This is a genomic window from Flintibacter faecis (assembly GCF_014287875.1).
Lineage (GTDB): Bacteria > Bacillota > Clostridia > Oscillospirales > Oscillospiraceae > Lawsonibacter > Lawsonibacter faecis_A.
The window spans coordinates 153,795-174,243 of the sequence record NZ_JACOPN010000006.1; the positions used below are offsets into that span (position 1 = coordinate 153,795).

Here is a 20,449-nt window from a genome sequence, read left to right on the forward strand (position 1 = left end):
GTCTGACGGGAGCGAGTGGGAATAAGAACCACACCCCGGAAACCATTGAACCCCAAAGGCACCCCCGCAGAGGGGCATCAACCAAATACCGTTCATGAGCAGAGCGCAAGGCCACCGGATAATTTCCGGTGGCCTCGCTTTGCATTATATAGGCTGATGCCCCTTATTTGCCCTGATAGGCGCGATACAGGAAGGTCACGATCTGCGCTCTGGTGCAACCCGCGTTGGGGCTGAATGTCGTGCTGGTGGTTCCCTTGGTGATGTTCTCCTTAACCGCCCACAGTACCGCGTCGGCGTAGTAGGCGTCAGACTTCACATCGGCAAAGGGATTGGCTGTACCCGCTGCCGGGGACTTCTCGGAACGCCACAGGAACGCGACGATCTGGGCACGGGAGCAGGTCATGTTGGGGCTAAACGTGGTGTCGCTGGTGCCCTTGGTGATGCCATTCTCCACCGCCCACAGCACAGCGTCATAGTAGTAGCTGCCCACGGGGACGTCGGTAAACGGCATGGCGCGGGTTTCGGGTTTGGGACTGCCAGCGGTGCGCCACAGGAAGGTCACGGCCTGCGCACGGGTGCAGATGCCGTCCGGGGAGAAATGGGTATCATCGGTTCCCTTGGTAATGCCGTTTTCCACTGCCCAATCCACAGCGTCCTCATAATAGCTGCCGGTGGCTACATCCACAAACACGCCGGTCTGGGGGGTGCCGTTGGCTTTCATAAAGATGACCTCGATGGTATGGGTTCTGCGGACATTCTCAAAGGTGTAGGACTTCACCGCGCCGATGCTCTTGCCGTCGATCTTGACATTGGCGACAGCATAGCCCTTATCCGGGGTGATGGCGAAGGTCTGATCTCTGCCCTTGCGGACGCTGACATCGCCGGAGGGAGAAATGGAGCCGTCAGTTCCGGCGGTTGCCTTGATGGTGTAGTAGCTGTAGCCGCTGCCGCCACCGCCTTGATTGCCGCCTGTGCCGCTATTGCGCAGAATCGTCAGCGTGTAAGTTTTAGCACCGATTCCCACGACAATGTCGGTTGTGCCGCTGTTGGGGATGGCAACGGTTGCGCTGCCGCCGGTGGAGAGAGCCTGTCCGTTGATGCTCACGGGCTCGCCATTTCCAGACACCGCTGTGACTAGCGTAGATGTTGCTCCGCTATCATTTTGCAGCGTATAGGTATAGTTCGTTCCGTTGGCGGTAAAATCGCCGAGCCCCACTGCCAGACCTTCAAAGGTCAGAAGGTCATTACCGGGCACTGCGGCTCGCACCACTACGCGGGTGCCAAGCCGGGAGAAGGTGACGGTTTCCGCCCGGAAGGTTTCCCCGGAGATGGCACCGCCAATACCGGTCTTTTTCGTTTCCAGAACGGTCCCGGCAGCATCCAGCAGCGTGGCCACCAGTTCTGCGCTATTCTGAGACTGCAGGCAGTTGTTGCGCAGGGTAATGGCGGCGGTGCTGCGACCGTTGCCGTCGTTCCCCTGTGTCACATCCATCGTCAGCTTCTCTCCGGTGCGGGCCAGTGCGCCGGTCATATGGACGCTGGCCTCGCTGTCACTGCCGTCATACTCCGGCAGGCGCTGATTGCTTCCCGTTCCACCGATCTTGCCTTCCGCCCACGCCTCGGCGTACAGATAGGTACCCACATTGGAGATCTCGGTTTTGCCAATGGAGTTCATATACTTGCCCAGATCATAGGTCAGGTCCAGTGTAAAGGTTCCCTGATCGATGCGGGCGAGGGCGCTGTTTTCGGAAATGGTGATTTCATTATCGCGAACCGATACGCCGTTTGTGGCGCAGGCTACCTCTGCATGTTTGGTATGCAGATCATCCGCATAGAACGCAATCTTCACCTTGCGGTTCTTTCCGTCGGCCAGCGTGGCGGCAGAGGAATTATAGAGGGTCATGCGCACCGTGCGCTTGCCGGCACTCTCCGCAATCACTTCCATTTGCGAGATGCCAATGTCGGGATAATCCAGATACACTGTGCCTGTTTCGTTGATGCCGGCGTCGGCGGTGATGGTATAGCTCGGGTCGGTCACGCGGTCCTTCACATGGTGCCAGACGGTAAGGGTGGTGCTTTCATTGGGCAGCAGTTTTTCCGTAAGGGTGGCGGTTTCCCCGCCGCCAAGGCTGACCGTTAGGCTTGTCACATCGTTCAGCCCGGTGTTGCGGATGGTAAAGCGAATGGGTGTCAGGCTGTTCAGCGCCAGCGTTGCATAATCTACACCGATCTGTTCCACTGCAACCGCATCAGTGATAAAATCAGAGGTAGCGGTATAGAGGATCGTTTTCTCACCCGGAACGGTCACGTTGCCGATTACCTGCGGGTTTTCATCGTCATAGAAGTTGGCCTGAATGGCGGCCTGCACCTGATTGGGGCCGCTGACATAGGCATCAAAGTGGTCAGCCAGCGTACGCTTCGGCAGCTCTGCCAGTTCCAATGGTGCGGAGAGCGTGTAGGTATTTTCGGCATAGCGCAGCTTGGCCGCCTTCAAAATGCCGTGATCTACCGCGCCCTTGTCGTCATTGACAGTCTCATTCCAGACGATGGTAAGGTCATTGATGCTGCGATGATCCCCGCTGAGGGAAGCGAAGCGGAAGTCTCCGCCCACGACAGCGTTGCCGCTGCTGGTCAGGGCAGACAGAGAGCCGGGGAAACTGTTGGACATGGTGCCGCTGCCGTCCACAGCCAACAGCTGGATATCGCTGCTGCCGTCTCGGACACTATGCCAACCGATGACAAATCGGTCATCCCCGATGCCAAAGTTGGCTGCAACGACCTGGGGGTTTTCATCAAGATTGCTGTCACAGGTCGCCAGCATGGCTGTACCGGGCGTTCCGTCAGCAGCCACGGTACAATAGGCGATCTCGTAGGCGGAGGTATCTCCGGTTCCGCTGCGGTCCAGCGAGTAAACCGCCATAGCGGTTCCGTCGGGCAGCATGGCCGCCTGCAACGCCTTCACGCTGCCGGTAGCACCGTTATAAAGCATTTTGGCATCGCTCCAGCGGCCGTTACTGCTGTCATAGCAACTGTACATGATGCAATCTCTGGTCGTGAAGTTCAGCAGGTTGTTGCTGCCTGAAGCGCTCACGGGATCGGGGGTGTAGACGCTGCGCCAGAACACGATGGCCTTGTCGTCGCCGCCCACTGCCGTGGCCGGGGCCAGATCCGGCGTGCCGTCCTTGGTTAGGCGGGTGGAAGTCCAGTTTGTGCCATTATAGACGGACACTACGATCTCCGTGCTGTTCATCAGCAGGTTTTGCTCTTCCAAGGTCACGGCATTACCGGCATTTTTACCCGGTAGCTCGGTGCCCATGCGAACCCAAGCCGCCGCCGCGAAGCTTTCAGTGCCGGACAGAGAAACGCTTGTGTCGCCGTAGCCGGGGAACTCTGTGAGATTGTCAATTTGGCTGGAGGGAGTATAGACGCCGTCATTGAGGGTGGAGAAATGTGCCCGGCTGTCGTAAATATTGCTGCTGTTGCCGTCGTTGATGTAGGCCAATATCTTCCCGTCATCGCTGAGCTGTGGATAGGATGTGGGGTTGGCATTGGTCTGGATGCTTTCCAGCCCACTGGGGGAGTTCAGAGAGAACAGCATCATCCGCTGCTGGGGCTGGCCCCAGGTACGGGCATATTGCTCCAGATAGTCCCGGCTTTGGAGCGTTGCACTGGCAGAAGCCACCTGCATTCCGCTCTGGGCTGCCGCCATCTGCAGCGAGGCAAGGCTCAGCCCACTGGTGGCGCTATTCCAGTAGTCATCGATTGTTTTCCAGTTATTAAAAGTCCTGGTGGCTCCAAGGGTTCCGGAGGCGATCACCGCCTCGTAGGAGATAAACAGGAAGGTGGCCACAAATTTGATTCCCACTTCGCTTTGGATCCCCAGGGCCTGACCGTTGATCTGGCGCTTTGACTTGTCGGCAAGATAGGTGCGGGAGAGGAACTTATTCTGACTGTCCACATCCAAATTGCCGAATAGGCCGATCTTCAGCGCCACGACCGAATAGTCAAAGCCAATGCCGCCAAACGCGTGGACATAGGCGTTGATACGCAGCGTGGTCAAAAAGTCATTCACTGCCGTGGCCGTGGGATCGCTCCAGGCAAGCTCTGTGCCCTGTCCCTGCTGGCCGTAGCGCACTGCGGTACGGAAATCCAGCTGAATGGCACCACCCAGCTCAAAGGTTGCTGTCAATGGCACGGGGCCAGCCATGGCGTTCACGCTGAAGGTGAAGCCCACGCCAACGCCGGCGGTAAAGCCGCCGCCTACGGTGAAAACCTCCCACTCCTTTTTTTCGGCGTTATAGCGGATTTCCGCTTCGTAAAAGCCCTCCAACTGCAAGTTGAGATCCGTGCTGGTGACATTGTCGGCCAAGGAGTTGGCTTTGTATTCCCCCTTGGGATCATAGGTGCCCTGGGCCATCTGGCTCAGATCCCCGGTACCGGGCACGCCCACCTCCAGGTTCTGCGTCAGCACATTCGCACCCAACGCCACGCCGTCCTCGGAATAGTCCATGTCCTCCATCTCCAGCGTATTGTACCCGGCCCAAATCATGGCACGGAACACGGAGGGATCTTCGCTGGGGGTGATGATCATTTTGAACACGGAACTGTCCACCGGACCGCTCAGATCATCCAGCCGTCCGGTCAGCACCTTGAGAATGCTGCTATCGCCCACTCCGCCAAAGTCGACTTGATTCACTCCACTGGAGGAGCTCATCGTCGCCAGAATACCGGTGACGCGCTCATCCTCTGTCACCTTGGGCACTCGGGTCAGATCAACGACCCGGAAGGGCATTATTTTCTCCTGCAGCAGGCTGCCGTTCAGGCTCAGCTGCGTTTTCATACCCACATCCTTGCCGTCGGCGATCCATCCAGAGGTGGTCATGGTGGCCTCGGTGAGGGTCAGATCGTTTTCCGCCACAGGGATGGATGAGAAGGGATACTGCTTGGTACTGCTGCTCTGGGCGGCAGGAAGAACGCCGTATTCGTCCGCCAGCTTGAGACTGTAATTCTTCGCGTTGGCAATATCCTCGCCCCAGAGGAACATGGTGGTGTGCAGGGTTGCTGTTTTAAAGCTGCTGTTAGGGCCGATCTTCCCGGTCGAGCTGCGGACATCCACCTTCTGACCGTTGGCAAGACCGTAATCAACGCTTTGCGCCACAATGAAGGGTTTGTTTTTCTCCTCCGCCGGCACGCCCTCCAGAGAGACAATGCCCTCTGCGGTGCGCATTACATCGTCCACGCCCAGCTTGCCGTTGACGGTCAGCAGCAGTGGACAGTAATTGTCGCCGTCAATTTCGCTGATTTCCAGAATGTACTCCAGCTGATCCAGAGCGGAAAGCGCCGTGGTGCTGCTCTCGCCCTTTTCGGCCGACCAGAACTGGGTGGAATCCAGATAGACGGTTATAGTTCCCGCCGCATCCGTGGTATAGGTGTCGCCGGTGATGCCGCTGACAAGTGCTCCTGCCTTGGAGCCCAGCAGAGCTGTCTCGCAGTAGCCTCCGTTTTTATAAACGCCGCCGCGAACGGTCACCGTCTTGTTCGCCAGCGGATCGCCGCCCGGTGTGATGAGCGTCACAGATGCCCGGGCGACTTGCCGAAGGGTGAAGGTATTCAAGGGATAAAGCTGCAGTTTTGTGGCATCCCGCTCGCCGGAACGCAGATTTTCTTTATAGATGGTGCCCAGATAAATATCCTTGTCGGTGCCGGACCGCAGAGACACCTCACTGGCGATTCCGTTGGGTTCGTAAAGCGCCAGCACGCCATCACGGTTGGTCGTGACTGTTTTGGGCGCACCTGTGCCGTCGGTGTATTGCAGCGTAGTTTCCGCTGCAGGCGTCAGCTGGAAGAGATAGAACTTATTTTGCAGCGTCTCCGCTGTCACCTGTACGGAGGCGCTCATGCCCGTGGCGGCATGGATAGCCGTGACGGTTGCGGTGCCGTTGGCCCGGCCGGACAGCGCCATTTTGGTTTCGGGAAGGTAGGAAGCAAAGGAGAAGTTTCTGATGTCCTCATACAGTCCGCCCTGCTTGTAGTTGACGGAAATGGCATTGTTGTTGCTGGAGACCCACTTGATGCCGTCTTTAAAGGAGTTCCAACCGTACTCGTTATAGTTGATGCCGATGTACTCGATCAGCCCCAGCTCCTGGCGCAGCTGCAAAATTTTAGCTGTATCGGTGGGCAGGGTGCCGCTGACCTTGGAGGTATTGTCCATGGTCAGCGCAGAAATCGGGTTTCCTTCGTCGTCCTGCACCTTCAGTGCGTCGGCATCGTAGACATACAGGGGGAAGGAGTCGGTGCTGGGAGATTCCTCACCAGGGTTCTCCACGCTCAAAACCACTTGATAGGTGTCCTTTAGATTGCCGGCTTTCACACTCTGTAATGGCAGGGAGAAACTTCCGGAGGGACCGGATAGGCGCTCACGGGCCACCTCTTGGGTGGTGTTGTCCTCTGTGACCCGGGTAATGGTCAGCGTGGGCTGCGGAGAGGCACCGGCAGTGGCGTTTTCCACCGACCAGTCGATATTGACGGCGCCGTCGGTATCCTTGAGGTAAATGCTCTGGGGCGGTGTCAGCTTGGCTGCGGCAGGCGGTGCCTGCACGATGATCCAGGCAAGTGCTGACAGGCGGACGTCCTCACCCCCGGCGTTGGGGTGCGGCATGGAGACCAATACCGTGTAGGCAGGGGTATTGCCGTTGGAGAGCTTGGAGAGCACATTCTCCTCGATCCGCACGCTGTTTTTATCCTTGCCGACGGTATAAGTCGCAACGGGCTGGCTGGCGCTCAGTTCCGCCTCATTCGTGTAGTTGCCCTCATACAGGTCAATCCTGTAATGGAACTCTTTGTTCGGTGCCATCAGCGCGGCGTTGGAGCTCCACAGCACGGTGGCGGGTTGATTTAACCGCGTCACGATGGACGCGTTGCCGGGAATCACCAGTGCCAGGGAATCGCCTGCCGTCACGGTATAGGGCTTTGACTCGCCCTTCACATCATCGGCAGTGTCCTCAGTCCCGTTGTCCGCCGTAAAGGTAAAGGTGACGGATCCCACCTTGGCTCCTGTGGTGGCAACAAGGCCGGTATTCTCGTTGATGGTGGCAATGAGCGGGTCACTGCTGCTCCATTTACCGGTGGTGTAGCTGGCCGTCTCACCGTTTTTCCCCAAAACCTTGGCCTGAAGCGTGGGGCGGACGGTTGTGGCGAGGGAAATCGTATAGTCGGCGTCATTCGCTTCCGGGACGACGTTCACCGTGCTCACGGAAACTTTCCTTTGCACCGTGAACTGCCGGGTCAGGGGAAGAACATTCACCCAGTCAGGATCGTCTTTCGTGCCCTCGTTGGCCTGCAGCGTCACCGTATAGGTGCGGTTGGAAGCAGAGGGTGCGATTTCGTAGTCGCTAACGATGAAACCTCCGCTCTTTGTATCCAGATAGACCTGCAGATAGGCTGGTGCTTCAACCGTGGAGTTGTCCCTCAGTTCGAGGCGGAAGGGGGCTTCCTTCGGCTCTGTTTCATCCGGGGTGTGATAATTGCTGTATACGGTCATGTAGGCCTCCGCCATGTTGGCGTTCATCGTGAACGATGCCTTGCCGTTGGCGTAGTCGGCGGTCAGTGCGGTGGGAGCGTTGCGCATCAAGACGCTCTTCAGCGCAACGTCGGCAATCGGCTTGCTTGGATAGTGTGCGGTATTCAGCTCATGGCCGAAAACATCTTCCACACCGGTCATACCATTGACGGTGACCGTGGTGGCATCCGCATCCTGCACCGGGTACCAGAGCATTGCCGTGACGCCGTAGTCGTTCATGGAAAGTTCAGCGGCGGTATACTCTTCGCCATTGATGGTCACGCGGGCGTTTCTAAGATCCACGAACTCGTTAAAGGTAACTGTGATGGGCACGTGCTGTCCGCTGGCATAGGTTCCCTCCGGGGCCGTGACGCTTTGAATGGTGGGCTTGTCCGTGTCCACCAGCTTGGCGTGGACGCCGCTGGTCTTGGCGGTGGTGGTGGAATTATGGATATTATTATTTACATTCTTCAGATACAGTTCGAAGGGCAGATAGTACTTCTCATCCACTCTGTTTTTCGTGGTAGACTGCAGGGAGATGCTGACCGTACTGCCCTTTTTAATCGTACAGTCCTCCGTTTTCTTTCCATCGACGATGGGCGTCAGAGGTGTTTCATCGAGCTTGTACTCCGTCAGACAGAACGGGGCATAGGGTCTCGGGTTTTTAGAATTATAATAGCCATACGGCGCAGGGCCATTATAGGCAGCTATGTCTCCGCTCCAGCTAAACTCGATGCTGGCGTCGATTTGGTATGGCTGATAAAATTGGGAGGAGCCGCTGGGAAGCACCAAGTTGCGGGCACCCTCCAAAATTCCGATGGTATTGCTTAGCGCAACAAAGTCCGAATTGTTGGCACTGCCGCCAGTGTAACTTTCTGTCAGCAAAGGAATAAACAAATCATCATATAATACGGTTGTATTTTTGACTTCTTCAACATAGCTCGGCGCGGTCATTGATCTTTTTATTGTGGGGACGGGAACCGTCTTTATTAGCTTGAGCTGACAGTGGTCGGCATAACTGTCACCGTCATAGAACACCAGATTTTCCGCATCGTAAAGTTCAATCATCCCCAGCAGGTCGCCATAGGAATAAGAATCCTTGCGCCAGTCTGGGTTCCCTCCTTTGGTTTTAACCTCGACAGTGATTTTCTGATTACTTAAACTGAAAGTCGAGCCTACGTCATAGGTCAGCTTGTAGGACCCGTCGCTTTGCTCGACGACCTCACTCGTCTCGCCTATCGAGACCTCCACACCGGTGATATACTCGCTGAGCTGGCCTTTTTGAATGCGGTAGGAAAAGCCGACCGGTTTTCCGCCGTATACAGTAAAAGCCCCGGAGCTCCATTTGTTGTTTGCGAGATCCTCCAGCGTTTGGCTCATCATGCCGCGCATATCCACCGTCTCAACGCCCTCAGGCTTTGTGGCAGAGGCGGAATACTGCAAGCTGATGCCCTGCAGCTCCAGCTGCTCCATCAGGCTATTGAGATTCTCCAGAGCTTCCCCGGTAAACTCCCTGCCGGAGAAATAGGTGTCCTTGATCCGCTGCAGCTCCTGTTCGATTTGGATCATGGTCTTCAAATCGCCCAGCGCCACCGGAGTCCCATCCACGTCGGCTATGCGAGTGAGATCCGTGGCGGGATTTTCCAGCAGCTCCATGACAGCCGCCAGTGTCAACACCTGGCCGTCCAGCGTGATGGTTTGATCCACCTTGAAATTGCCGTCTTCATCCAGCAGCCCCAAAGCGTTCAGCATGGAAAGCACTTGGTCGCTGCTGCCGCCGGTCAAGGCGGAGAGCTGCTCCAAAATCGCCTGATTTTCCCTGGGTGTGTTGCCCAGCGAATCGCTCAGCGCTGCAAACGCCGCTGTCGGCAGCATGGTCAGCACCATGCAGCAGACGAGCAGTATGCTAAGTATTCGTTTTTTCATTGGCTTTTCTCCTCCTGTTCGTGTCGGGCGGGCTTGTCCGTTCCGTCTTTTTTCTGGTTTTCTCTGATTCTGAGCCGGAAGCACAGTGCGGTGATGACTGCCGCTGCCGTAAAGGATACAACACCCACCAGTACATAGCCGCCCGTGTCCTCCCGCAGCAGCATCGCGCCGAACACGCCACACGCGGCGGTCTGCCCCGGCCCGACGACCGTGCCCGCCGTCTGCATCAGTGCCGCGAACAGCAGCATACACATAGCGCTCAGTCCATAGATGCCGCGCCGCTGTCTCCGGCGGGTGTTTTCCCGCACCCGCTGCTTGACGAGTGCGACCCGTTTTGCGGTATCGTACATTTCGTTTGAACCCCCTTTCCGGTTTGTCTGAAACTGTGATAAAAACCCTTTCACTTATATAGGTACAAAAAATCGAAAAAACTCTCACCCAAAACGAAAGATTTTTCAAAAAATTTGAGAGCCGCCAAAAAGCAGCTCTCAGGGAGTAAATATTCGGTTATTTCCTCTGTGATAAGCGGAAAGCAGACAATCTTCCCGCCGCCACCAGCAGCACCGGCAGGGCGTAGGCGATGTACTGCGCCGCGCCGCCGTAGGCGATGAGCAGATTGTAGATGGCGTGGAGGGTGATGGCCGCGCCCAGCAGCCCGCACGCGCCGGCTATTTTAAGCCACGTCCGCCGCCATGTGTAGGCAAGCCCGCCGCCCACGATCAGGCCGCAGAGGACGTGCATGGCTCCCGTGCCGAAGCCCCGGAAGAAGATGAAGGAGAAGCGGTCCGCGCCGTTCTGGATGAGATAGCAGACGTTTTCAAAGGTGGCGAAGGCGAGGGCGACCGTTATTGCCGCAGCCTTGATTTTATCCCCCTCCGGCTCGAATACCAGAAGATAGAACACCAGCGGCAGCAACTTCATCATTTCCTCCACCACCGGCGCGATCTCCGCCGTGGCGGCAAGGGCGTCCGCCTGACATACCGCCGCGAGGAAGGTGTTGATATAGGCCGAAAGCAGGCACACCCCCATCCCGGCAATGCAGAACAGGAAGAAGCGAAGCTGCCGCCTGCCCATACACAGGGCGGCCACCAGCAGCGGGGACACCATGCAGATAAAAATATTTTCGATGTAGGTCATGCGTCCACCGCCTTTCTCGTGGCGGGCAGCAGCCCCAGAATCGCAAGGGTCAGCAGCATATCGCACCAGAAGGTGGGGCTGGCCGGGGAGGTGTTGGGCCAGAAGCAGCCCGCCGTCCAGAGCAGATACTCCGCGAACGCAAAGCAGAGCACGCCGATGTGGAAATACCGTATATTCCGCGCCGCGCCCGTCTGCCCATTGGCGTAGACCAGTCCTCGAATGGCGCAGAAGGAGAGCCATATCATCATGCCGCACCAGATCAGGTTGGAGAGAATATCCCCGAAGATGCAGTAGTACGCCAGCAGCGGCACACCGAGCGCAGGCGCAAGCCATGCCCGGCGGCAGCGGAAGCTACGCTCATCTGCTCCCGCCAGAGTGGCCTGCAAAATGCGCAGGAAGATGAGGCTGGCCACCCAGCCGAACTCCGACACATAAAAGACCCGCGGTGTGGTATCGAACAGCAGCAGATACAGCGTCCAGTAGAGCGCGCCAAGGGCAAAGCAGCCGTAGAAGCACAGCAGCAGGAAATATGCCTGTCGCCCGCTTTTCCGGTAGGATATGCCCGAAAGCAGCGCGCCGACGAACGTGGTCAGCAATTGCAGCAGGTTCTCAATCAGCTCCATGAATCCCCTCGCTTTCCTCGTCCTGCCCGTCCTCCCGGTTCATCTGCCGGATGCGAAAGCACAGGATGGTCACGCACACGCCGAGTAAAAACGCCAGCAGCCCAATGACGATGTATCCCAAGGCAGCGCCGCCGTGAAAGATGCTTGCCGTCATTTCAAAGCCGGAGTAATCCCCGGTCTGGATGTTTGCGGCAATGCCGGGCATGGCGAGGGACGCGCCTATGAGCAACACAAGGCATGCCGCCACGGCGGAAGCCATGGTGACCGTATTGCGCCGACGCCGTTTCTCTCGTTCCATTTTGGCGATGCGCCGCTTTGTCTCCGCGACGCGCTCCTCATGACTCCGCATTTGTGATTCCCTCCCGTTCTAAGAGCCTTCGCAGGCTCTCTTTTCCGCGATACACCATGTTGGTGATCTGTTTTACCGTTTTCCCCGTGACCTCCGCCGCCTGCGCGTAGCTCATATCCTCGAAATAGGTGAGGTACAAAACCTCCCGGTAGTCCGGGTTCATTTCATCCATGCAGAAGTGCAAGACGCGGTTTCGCTCCTCTGTCCGTATGACCTCCTCCGCCAGCAGCTGTCCGTCCGGCTCGCCGGTCAGCGCATCAAGGCTGAACAGAGGCTTTCGTCTGCTCTTGTGGCGCAGCGCCATGTGCCGTGCCGCCTTATAGAGATACGCCTTGAAGCCGCCGTCCCGGATGCGGGGCTTTTTCGTGAACAGATAGGCGAAAACATCCAGCATCAGCTCCTCCGCCTCGTGAACGTCATGCAGATAGCCGTCAATATACAGGGTCAGGGGGTCGCCGTATTTTTTCATCAGGGCATTGAGCCCTTCGTCGTCACCGCTCAGATATTGGCGGTATAGGGTTTCGTCGCACGCCATGCCGTTCACTTCCTTTTTGCGGATGCTAAAATGCAGAGGGGTATCCGTCAGGTGCTTGTCCTTCTGGGATCGCGGCGCTGTTCCTGAAAGCGCGGGTCGGACGGCTTTTCCGCGTTTTCCGGGATCGCCCATGAGCGCCCGAACCGGGACGCGCCGGGGATCCGCCCCTCGGCGCAATATTGGTTGCCCCGCCGCTCTGACACGCCCCAACGGTAGGACGCCTCCCGAATGGAGATATAGCCCTTGATCCCGTTCGTACTGCACCTCCGCATGGATAATACTCAAGATGATACATTATATACGAATATCCGAAGAAACGCAAGGCATCTGGCGAAGTGTTCAGAGAAAAGTTACGGATAAGGTTGATGTTTTTTGAAAAAATCCTCCGAAATCTGGCCAAAACGCCCTATTCGGATTGTAGTATGGGTAGAGGGGGAAATATGGGGGAACGAAGTAATCAGCAAGCACAGCAAGCGAGTACCCGCTTGCGGATTTTGCGCTGTTCAGGTCCCTTGCCCGAACAGTCAAAATTGCTTGCTGGGGTGCGGGTCTCCGGTGGAGACCTCAAAGCGTGAAGCGCTTTGAAGCGCCGACCGAGCCGACAGGCGAGACCATCCCAGACCCTTATGAAGAACGGAGGCGGCGCATGGCAAACCGAAAGCGGAATATCCAAATGAAATTCTATGTTACGGAGGACGAAAAGCGACTCATAGATGAAAAGATGGCGCAGCTCCCCACACGGCGGTATGGCGCCTACCTCCGCAAAATGGCGATCAACGGATATATCATCTATACGGACACAGCAGATATCAAGGCGTTCACCAAAGAACTGTCCGCCATCGGCCGGAACATCAACCAGATCGCCAAACGGGTCAACGCCGAAGGGAGCGCGTACAAAGCGGATATGCGGGAGATACAGGAGAGGCTGGATGAGATATGGCAGTTACAAAGACGCATCCTATCAAGCGGGCGCTGAAAGCGGCCATTGACTATATCTGCAACCCGGAAAAGACGGATGCCGGCGATGGGGACGATGACCGTTTCAGAGAGGCCGCGGATCATGTTGAAGATGCCGCCATTCCAACCGGCCGGCGTCATGCCCACCTCGCCGGCGATCTCGCCCACCTTCGTATTCACGGTACCACCAACCGTACCAAGGATCAGGGAAACAAAACTTTTCTTAGACATTTGAAAGACCTCCATGTATTTTTCCTCATCGGATGACTGTATGATACATCAGCTTTGTTGGCTGGATGTTTGAGTTCTGTTTGCGAAATATTAAAATGATGATGTCCAAATTCACGGAGATAAACGGCGGTTGATAAAGGGCATTTCCTCCAGCCCCGCCAGTTCACTGCCGTGGGTACGGCGATGGCCCGCTACAATTTCATAGCCGTTTCCATCTTTCTCCGGGCGGGCAAGACCGGGAACCATTACACCGTTTACGCGGATAGAAGCAACGATTTCCTGCATCTTCGCATCGTCCCGTACCTTAAAGGGGTGCGGACGGAATGTGTGAAACGGATGAACCTCGGAAAGTTTCAGATAAACCAGCTTGCCTTCCTCAACCGGGCGGGGCGGTGTAGTCGGCTCGGGAGCCGTCTGTTCCACAGCAGCAGTTTCCTTCAGTGCCGTATCCTGTGCGGGCTTAATGGGCTCCTTGGCATCCGGGGCCTTTCCATCGCTTCGGGACACTTTGTCTCGTTTGGACGGCTTGGGCTTGTCAGGGGCCGCCTTATCCGCCTTGGGTGGGCGGCCCTTGCGGGCCCCAGCCGATTTCTCCGCTTTCTGATTTTCAGTCGCAGCCTTTTCCGCTTTCGGCGGACGGCCACGGCGCGGCTTTTTCGGTTCCTTCGTATTGGCGGGCTGCGGTGTTTCTCCGGGGGCTGCCGCCTCTGGCGTTTCGGGGGGTTCCGCCTTTTCGACTTCGGCGCGGGCGTTCTGCCTCTTTTCCGCCATAAGTTCAGTGATTTTGTCAAAGGACACAACCACATCGCCGGACCAGGTATGGCAGGCCCGGTCTGTTCCTGCTGGGGCTCAGACGCTGCGGCCTGTTCGGGTGTGGTGATAGGCTCGGCGGCCTCCGGGGAAATATTCTCCGCAGGGCCAGTATTCAATTTTTCATCGGCCATTTGCGATCCTCCTTTTCGTTAAAGTTGCACAAATTTGAACGCTAAAATTTTGTAGTTATTTTTGCACCTCCTTTCCGTCTATCCACGCAAAAAAGCCGCCCGTTTTTCATGCCGGACGGCTTTTTGCGTAATGTGATAGATCAAATATTGTTTTTTCTGGTTTGTAGGCTCCGAAAAGCCTTGTATTTACAGTGTTCCTAATAGGAAGTAATCATATGTGCTTGACGCCATCAGGGAACCTCATGGAATCCCTTATATTCTTATTCCTTATCCGCTCCTTTCTCACCGCTCGTCGGCTAGTGTCCACTAACTGCCGACAAAATATATTGCCGCCCCGCAGCCTCTCTGCGTATTATGCGCAAGGATGTCAGGCGGCTCGACAAGTGTACTAATAATCACTAACACTTCGAGGTTTACTTACATAAGTTAGAGTCATCTAACCGCTGTGAATAGACTCACACTGGTTTCTGGTAAAACTCCAGCGCGAGTTAGATGCAACTAACTCACATCTTAAAGGTACTCCCTGTTTATTGCGGCATCTGTTCTCGCGCAATACGCAGGGAGAATACTTTACAATCAAAGTTGTTCTTTAATCGAAATGATTTACCGTGCAGTCAGTTCATTCTCTAAAGAAAGATTGCAGAGGGGAATTGTCCCACAGGGGAATCCTGTGGGACAAGGGTGCGCACCCTTGTCTCTGTTTTGATTGTGAGTTTAATTATATCAGTATCTTTTAAAAAGTCAATCGTTCTGGGGAATGAACTATAAATGTAGGCATGCTTAGGTGGGAGTGATATTAACTCTGTTGGAGCAAAGATTCAAGTCTTTACGGATTCTTTCTGGCCTTTGGATACCGGCTTTGGTCAACAGCACGGATTGGCGGGGCCAAAGTCAACGCCGCCTATGGCGGCATTGACGCAAGCATAGCGTTTGTATGACAAACGCGCTTGCTGGGGTAGACCCCAGTCCCCCATGCCGCCCGCGGGCGGAAACTTCTCGGCAGCACTGCCGGAAAGTAGCATATAAAATCGGGTTGGCAATATGGCCGAACCCGATCACAGTGGACCGCTCTAAAGCGCTTCAGACAATCTTGTCAAAAGCGGTAGACGCTGAAAACCGGGTTCGGTGAATTCACCGAACCCGGTCAGACCTTTTGACGCGCTTGTCTAAAAGTAAGGGTTGGCAATCTTGCCAACCCTTACTTTACCAGATCATCTCCCGCACCGCTCGAATCAGCGTCACCATCCATGACAGCGCCACAAGCCCCACCAGAGCAAAGAAAATCCCGTCCGCCAGAGCGGTATGGGCCAGATACCACGGGCGGAATACCGTGATAACCAATGCCCCGTACAGCAGCGGTACGGACAGCCGCAGCGTCTGCGCCAGACAGATGATCCCTCCCAGCAGCGCCAGCCCCAGCGATAAAACAGCAGCCATCATGTTCCATGCCTCCTTCTTCGATTTGCGGTATGTTACCATCGGCAGACAGACTTTACAAGAGCCTGTCTGCCGATTTTTTCGCCTTGGGTGTCAATAAGACACCCAAGGTTGGACGGCGAGGGTGTCTATTGCACACCCTTGACCTTAAATCTTTTGCAGGAACTTTTGATTCCGGGGTATTCACCACGCTATTTTTTCGGGAGGAGTAGTGAGGGGGTATCTGAAAAAACAGAAAACCGCTTTCGGCAACATTGTCGAAAGCGGTTTAAAAGTTCAAAGCCGTTGGTAAATACCCGCCCGTTCGCCCCGTGCCGCACCGTGCGGCGTTCTTCCGCACCGGGCAGCGTCCCTGCCCATCCCCTCTGGCAGAGGCCCCCACAGGCGGCGTGTGGGCAAAACCAGTAAACAATAGTAAAAGGAGAGCCTATGGAGCAAAAAGCCAATATCACCATCGATAAGGAGCATATCACCGTGGAGCGGACGCAGACAGCCTGCGGGCGGGAGATTCGAGTCATCTCCGTGTTTCCACGGCACGGCAGTGAAACTGTGGAGGATAAGCTGAAAGCCCTGGCGGAACTGGATTTCCGGCAGGGAAAGCTGTGCGCGTAAAGTGCTGGACAATTCAGACCGTTCGGGGTATTGTGGTGTCGCAATGCTCGGAACGGTTTGACAAAGAAAAGGAGGGCTGTATGAATCAGTCAAACCAAATCAGGAAAACCGCCCTGTACTGCCGTCTCAGCCAGGATGATGGGATAGAGGGCGATTCCAACAGCATCCAGAATCAAAAAGCTATTTTGCAGAAGTTCGCGGAAGATCACCATTTCCCCAGCCCCTGCTTCTATGTGGATGACGGTTTTTCGGGAGGAACCTTCCAAAGACCGGCGTTCCAGCAGATGATCTCAGACATGGAAAACGGCGAGATCGGGATCATTGTGACCAAGGATCTCAGTCGCCTCGGTAGAAATCAACTTCACACGGGACTCTACATCGAGGAACGCTTCCCCATGTTCGGCGTCCGCTACATTGCCATCAATGACAATGTGGACACCGACAGCAGCGAGAGCAATGACCTCATGCCGTTCAAGAATTTGTTTAACGAGTGGTTTATTCGGGACACCATCCGGAAGATCCGTGCGGTGCTGAAGGCCAAAGCGGAACGGGGAGAATGGCTGGGGACCAGAGCGCCCTACGGTTATATCAGGAACCCGGACACAAAGAAACTGGAGGTGGATGAGGAAGCGGCGACCATCGTCCGCAGGATCTTCGCCATGTGCGCCAGCGGCAACGGCCCCAGCCAGATCGCCAGAATCCTGAAAAAAGAACAGGTGCTGACACCCACCATGTACGCCTATACCAAGTACGGCATGACTCATACGGGATTGGATACCCAGCGCCCGTATCACTGGTCTGGGGATACAGTAGCGGATATGTTGGAAAACGAGATCTATCTAGGCAATACCGTCAACATGAAGCACAGCAGCAGATCCTACAAGGACAAACGGAGGGTCGAGCATCCAAGAGAGGAATGCATGGTCTTTGAGAATACCCATCCCGCCCTCATTACGCGGGAGGTCTGGGACATGGTACAGAGAGTCCGTAAGAACAAGCGCCGTCTGACAAAGATGGAAGAACAGAGCAAGTATTCTGGCCTTGTGTTCTGCGCCGACTGCGGCTCCAACATGGTGCTGCACCGGGCGCATACCATGTCCGCCAGCTACAATCACTTTACCTGTCGCACCTACAAGAAGGATGGCGAAGCCTGTACGGGCCACTACATCCGGGAGTGTGTTCTGGACGAGATCGTACTGGAGGACCTGCGCCGGGTGACGAGCGCGGCGCGGGAACATCCGGAAAAGTTCGCCGCCTACATTGGCAGCAAGCAGTCCACCGAGCTTCAGCGGGAGATCCGCAGGCAGGAGAAAGAACTGGCAGCCATGCGGAAGCGGAAAGCAGAACTGGATGCGATCTTCAAAAAGCTGTATGAGGACAGTGTGCTGGGCCGCATCACAACAGAGCAGTTCCAGATGCTCTCCGGCAGCTACACGGAAGAACAGAACCGTATCACCGCCGGTATTCCACAGAAAGAGAGTGAGATTCAGCGTCTGCGTGAAACCGTGAACGGGACGGACAGCTTCCTCGACAAAGCGAAGCGGTATACGGATATCACGGAGCTGACGCCGGAACTGCTGCGGCTGTTTATCGAGAAGATCGTGGTTCACGAAAAAGAAGTAAAGTGGTCTAAGCACGCACCCCAGACCGTGGAGATCTGCTACAACGGCATTGGCTATGTCGGCAGTGGACAGCAGGATGTGGAAGAAGCACTGGAAGCACCGGAACCCCAAGACGCAGATGAACCCCGGTAGGCGTCGTAAATACGATGACCTGCCGGGGTATCCCAGGAATCACTTGTTACCCCTGTGAGGGGGGAACAAATGGTTTCCGGGGTTTTTCTTTTTCTTTGGCCAACTTTTGACCACAGATTTTCTTCTGCTCTCCCTCTATTTTGCCCCTTATTTTTAATCATTCCACTTATCAAGTTTTAAAACAAGGGGTAAACTATAAAAAACAGTTCAACATATGAGGTTCATGTGATGCGTGCTGACACAAAAAAGGCGATCTGCGACTTATTCTTGACCTTCGATATTTCATCCTCAAATGCATTACCGTACCTGGAGCTACACTTGGTTTGTCGTGTCAGGATGAAGAAGTATCGTTCTTACAAGGGTGAAGTTGGCAAAATTGCGCCAAATCTCTTAAACCGGGACTTCCGCGCCGAAAAGCCAAACCAGAAGTGGGTCACCGATGTGACAGAGTTCAGTTTGTTTGGCCAGAAACTGTATCTGTCTCCAATTCTCGATCTGCACAGCAGCGATCTGGTCAGCTATACCATATCGGATCGCCCTGTGCTCAGCATGGTGACGACCATGCTGAACGAGGCATTTGCAAAAATTCCAGACGGAACAAACCTCATTCTCCATTCTGATCAAGGCTGGCAGTACCAACATAAACAGTATCAACGGATGCTCCGAGAGAAAGGCATCCGGCAGAGCATGAGCCGAAAAGGAAACTGTCTAGACAATGCTGTGATAGAAAATTTCTTTGGGCTGCTCAAGAGCGAACTGCTGTACTTGCAGGAATTTCAGTCCATGGAACACTTCAAGCAGGAACTCGTTGCATATCTGGATTACTACAACAACCGCAGGATCAAGGCAAAACTGAAGGGCTTGCCGCCTGCAATTCACAGACAACAAGCCCTTTCGGCTGCTTGAACAATTTTTACTTCAAAATATTGTCTAACTTTTCGGGGTCACTTCATCCATGCCAGTGCTGACTTTTTCATCATAACCGATTCGCCTGTCATGGCTCACCGCTGTTCTTCCCAGTTGGAGGGTTCTTCAGGGGCGTAGATTTGCCGCTGATTGATGAACTCCCCTTCCATCCTGCCATAGCAATTGCGACATTTCGCAGCGGGGTATTTCGCCCCACTGCATCGGTTTTTACAATCAGGCGGACAGTAGTCCTCCCAATTCGCCGCCAGTAATATCCACTTTGGCACAAAAGTCTTCATTGTGCCGTTGTCCATTTCTTTTCTGCGGTACAATTTAGTCCGAACGCCGTCAAATGCCTCATCTTCACGGAAGTGCAGTACCAGCAGTTTCTTATCCCACCCATGCTCTGAATGGTATAGGCACTTCAGAAACAGCTTTTTTCCTTCGGCATATATCCCATCCACTCTGCACTGTATCACCCTCGTTCCGGTGACCTTCCCTCTACGCCATATATTGGCGGACTTGTTCGAAATCAAAGTGTCTTGAAGCCGTCCCGAACCCAAATGGGTCAGGCCGCCCATGTAGATGTACCCCTCTTGCCACATCTGCTCCAGTGTACTCACGGGCTTTTCGTCTTCGTTCTGTTCTCCCGGCACCGGTTCCTTCCCGGGGACACCTCCTTTTTTCGTTCCTCCTGCGGGTCCATGTCCTCCCGTTCTCTTCTGCTGTTCTCTCAAAATATGAGAAAAAAACGCATCTTTATCAAACTTTTCCATGCTGTGAGGCCGCTTATCTTGGCTCGATAGCTTACGACAATACGGATCTCCATGTTCCGTATCAGGGTAACACACAAAAAAAGATACTCCATTCCGGGTCATCAATTGCAGCCCCACTCCGCACATCGCGCAGAAATATCGCTTTCCGGGTTCTGCATTTTCAGCATAGATAACATCTCCCGCCGCACCATTTCTTTGTTTGTGTGCTTTGCGTATCACAGCGTTCACCTCCGTCAATTTTAGTTATATTATACCATTTTTCAGCATAATGGTCAATTTTCATGCTTACCGCGCACCCATTCCCGTACTACAATCTTCTTTAGCTCAATCAGCATTTCCAGCAGTACAGCCTCCTGCTCCACGGTACACCCTTCGAGAATTTTCCGTTCTTTCGATCGGTTAACCTGTTCTCGCTTCAGTCCAAGCAGCTCGTCCAAACCAATATTCAATGCGTCCGCAACACGGAGCAACGTCGAAAGACTTGGCTCCTTCTCACCTCGCTCTACTCGGCTGACGTAAGGAACGGAAAGGTCGGCTCGTTCCGCCAAGGTCTGCTGGGTCATGCCCTGTGCGATCCGTGCTGACCAGATGTTTACACCTAACCTGCTGTCCTTATATCTATCTTTCGACACGACACCCTCACTCCTCGCTGTTTTTCTTCAGCATAACAGGTCGCTTTCAAATTTCCATGGCCTCCCGGCAGG

General features: G+C 55.0%; 13 protein-coding genes and 2 pseudogenes. 4 read left to right on the forward strand and 11 right to left on the reverse strand.

Annotated elements, in window-relative coordinates:
- Positions 1-163 precede the first annotated feature (163 nt).
- From H8S55_RS09810 to H8S55_RS09830, 6 genes are all read right to left on the reverse strand, one after another.
- Complete coding sequence (locus tag H8S55_RS09810; protein ID WP_186878823.1) at positions 164-9,484, reverse strand: S-layer homology domain-containing protein; 9,321 nt, start codon at positions 9,482-9,484, stop codon at positions 164-166.
- The gene (locus H8S55_RS09815) at positions 9,481-9,834 is read right to left on the reverse strand and encodes a glycosyltransferase (protein WP_186878824.1); all 354 of its coding nucleotides are present in this window, start codon (positions 9,832-9,834) and stop codon (positions 9,481-9,483) included. The genes H8S55_RS09810 and H8S55_RS09815 overlap by 4 nt, the downstream gene beginning before the upstream one ends.
- A 157-nt stretch (positions 9,835-9,991) precedes the next feature.
- Complete coding sequence (locus tag H8S55_RS09820; protein ID WP_238043779.1) at positions 9,992-10,621, reverse strand: PrsW family glutamic-type intramembrane protease; 630 nt, start codon at positions 10,619-10,621, stop codon at positions 9,992-9,994.
- On the reverse strand, positions 10,618-11,244 hold the full coding sequence (locus tag H8S55_RS14185; protein ID WP_243200550.1) for a histidine kinase: 627 nt from the start codon (positions 11,242-11,244) through the stop codon (positions 10,618-10,620). The genes H8S55_RS09820 and H8S55_RS14185 overlap by 4 nt, the downstream gene beginning before the upstream one ends.
- Positions 11,231-11,593: a DUF4179 domain-containing protein gene (locus H8S55_RS09825; RefSeq protein WP_186878825.1), complete on the reverse strand. Its 363-nt coding sequence runs from the start codon at positions 11,591-11,593 to the stop codon at positions 11,231-11,233. The genes H8S55_RS14185 and H8S55_RS09825 overlap by 14 nt, the downstream gene beginning before the upstream one ends.
- Entirely contained in the window at positions 11,580-12,128 is a 549-nt protein-coding gene (locus H8S55_RS09830; protein WP_243200551.1) for an RNA polymerase sigma factor, read from the reverse strand. The genes H8S55_RS09825 and H8S55_RS09830 overlap by 14 nt, the downstream gene beginning before the upstream one ends.
- A 646-nt stretch (positions 12,129-12,774) precedes the next feature.
- Between H8S55_RS09830 and H8S55_RS09835 the strand changes: the two genes are divergently transcribed.
- Entirely contained in the window at positions 12,775-13,104 is a 330-nt protein-coding gene (locus H8S55_RS09835; RefSeq protein ID WP_186878871.1) for a plasmid mobilization protein, read from the forward strand.
- A gap of 32 nt (positions 13,105-13,136) precedes the next feature.
- Here the strand turns inward: H8S55_RS09835 and H8S55_RS14195 are convergent.
- The 3 genes and pseudogenes from H8S55_RS14195 to H8S55_RS09850 all read right to left on the reverse strand — a co-directional run.
- Positions 13,137-13,316 (reverse strand): annotated as a pseudogene (locus tag H8S55_RS14195) (VirB6/TrbL-like conjugal transfer protein, CD1112 family); the annotation flags it as partial.
- Between the two features lie 111 nt (positions 13,317-13,427).
- A complete protein-coding gene (locus H8S55_RS14525; RefSeq protein ID WP_366467782.1) occupies positions 13,428-13,739 on the reverse strand; it encodes a ParB N-terminal domain-containing protein in 312 nt (103 codons plus the stop codon).
- Positions 13,740-15,463: 1,724 nt separating this feature from the next.
- Positions 15,464-15,700 (reverse strand): hypothetical protein, encoded by a 237-nt coding sequence (locus H8S55_RS09850; RefSeq protein WP_186878827.1) that lies wholly within the window; start codon positions 15,698-15,700, stop codon positions 15,464-15,466.
- Between the two features lie 426 nt (positions 15,701-16,126).
- On the opposite strand from H8S55_RS09850, the gene H8S55_RS09855 reads away from it, so the two are divergent.
- The 3 genes and pseudogenes from H8S55_RS09855 to H8S55_RS09865 all read left to right on the forward strand — a co-directional run.
- Positions 16,127-16,309, forward strand: a complete 183-nt coding sequence (locus H8S55_RS09855; protein WP_118625161.1) for a hypothetical protein — start codon at positions 16,127-16,129, stop codon at positions 16,307-16,309.
- An 80-nt stretch (positions 16,310-16,389) separates the two neighbouring features.
- On the forward strand, positions 16,390-18,063 hold the full coding sequence (locus H8S55_RS09860) for a recombinase family protein (RefSeq protein WP_186878828.1): 1,674 nt from the start codon (positions 16,390-16,392) through the stop codon (positions 18,061-18,063).
- A 309-nt stretch (positions 18,064-18,372) separates the two neighbouring features.
- Positions 18,373-18,969 (forward strand): annotated as a pseudogene (locus tag H8S55_RS09865) (IS3 family transposase); the annotation flags it as partial.
- A gap of 95 nt (positions 18,970-19,064) precedes the next feature.
- Here the strand turns inward: H8S55_RS09865 and H8S55_RS09870 are convergent.
- Both H8S55_RS09870 and H8S55_RS09875 read right to left on the reverse strand, forming a co-directional pair.
- Positions 19,065-19,964: a hypothetical protein gene (locus H8S55_RS09870; RefSeq protein WP_186878830.1), complete on the reverse strand. Its 900-nt coding sequence runs from the start codon at positions 19,962-19,964 to the stop codon at positions 19,065-19,067.
- Positions 19,965-20,017: 53 nt separating this feature from the next.
- A complete protein-coding gene (locus tag H8S55_RS09875) occupies positions 20,018-20,377 on the reverse strand; it encodes a helix-turn-helix domain-containing protein (protein ID WP_207721824.1) in 360 nt (119 codons plus the stop codon).
- Positions 20,378-20,449 lie beyond the last annotated feature (72 nt).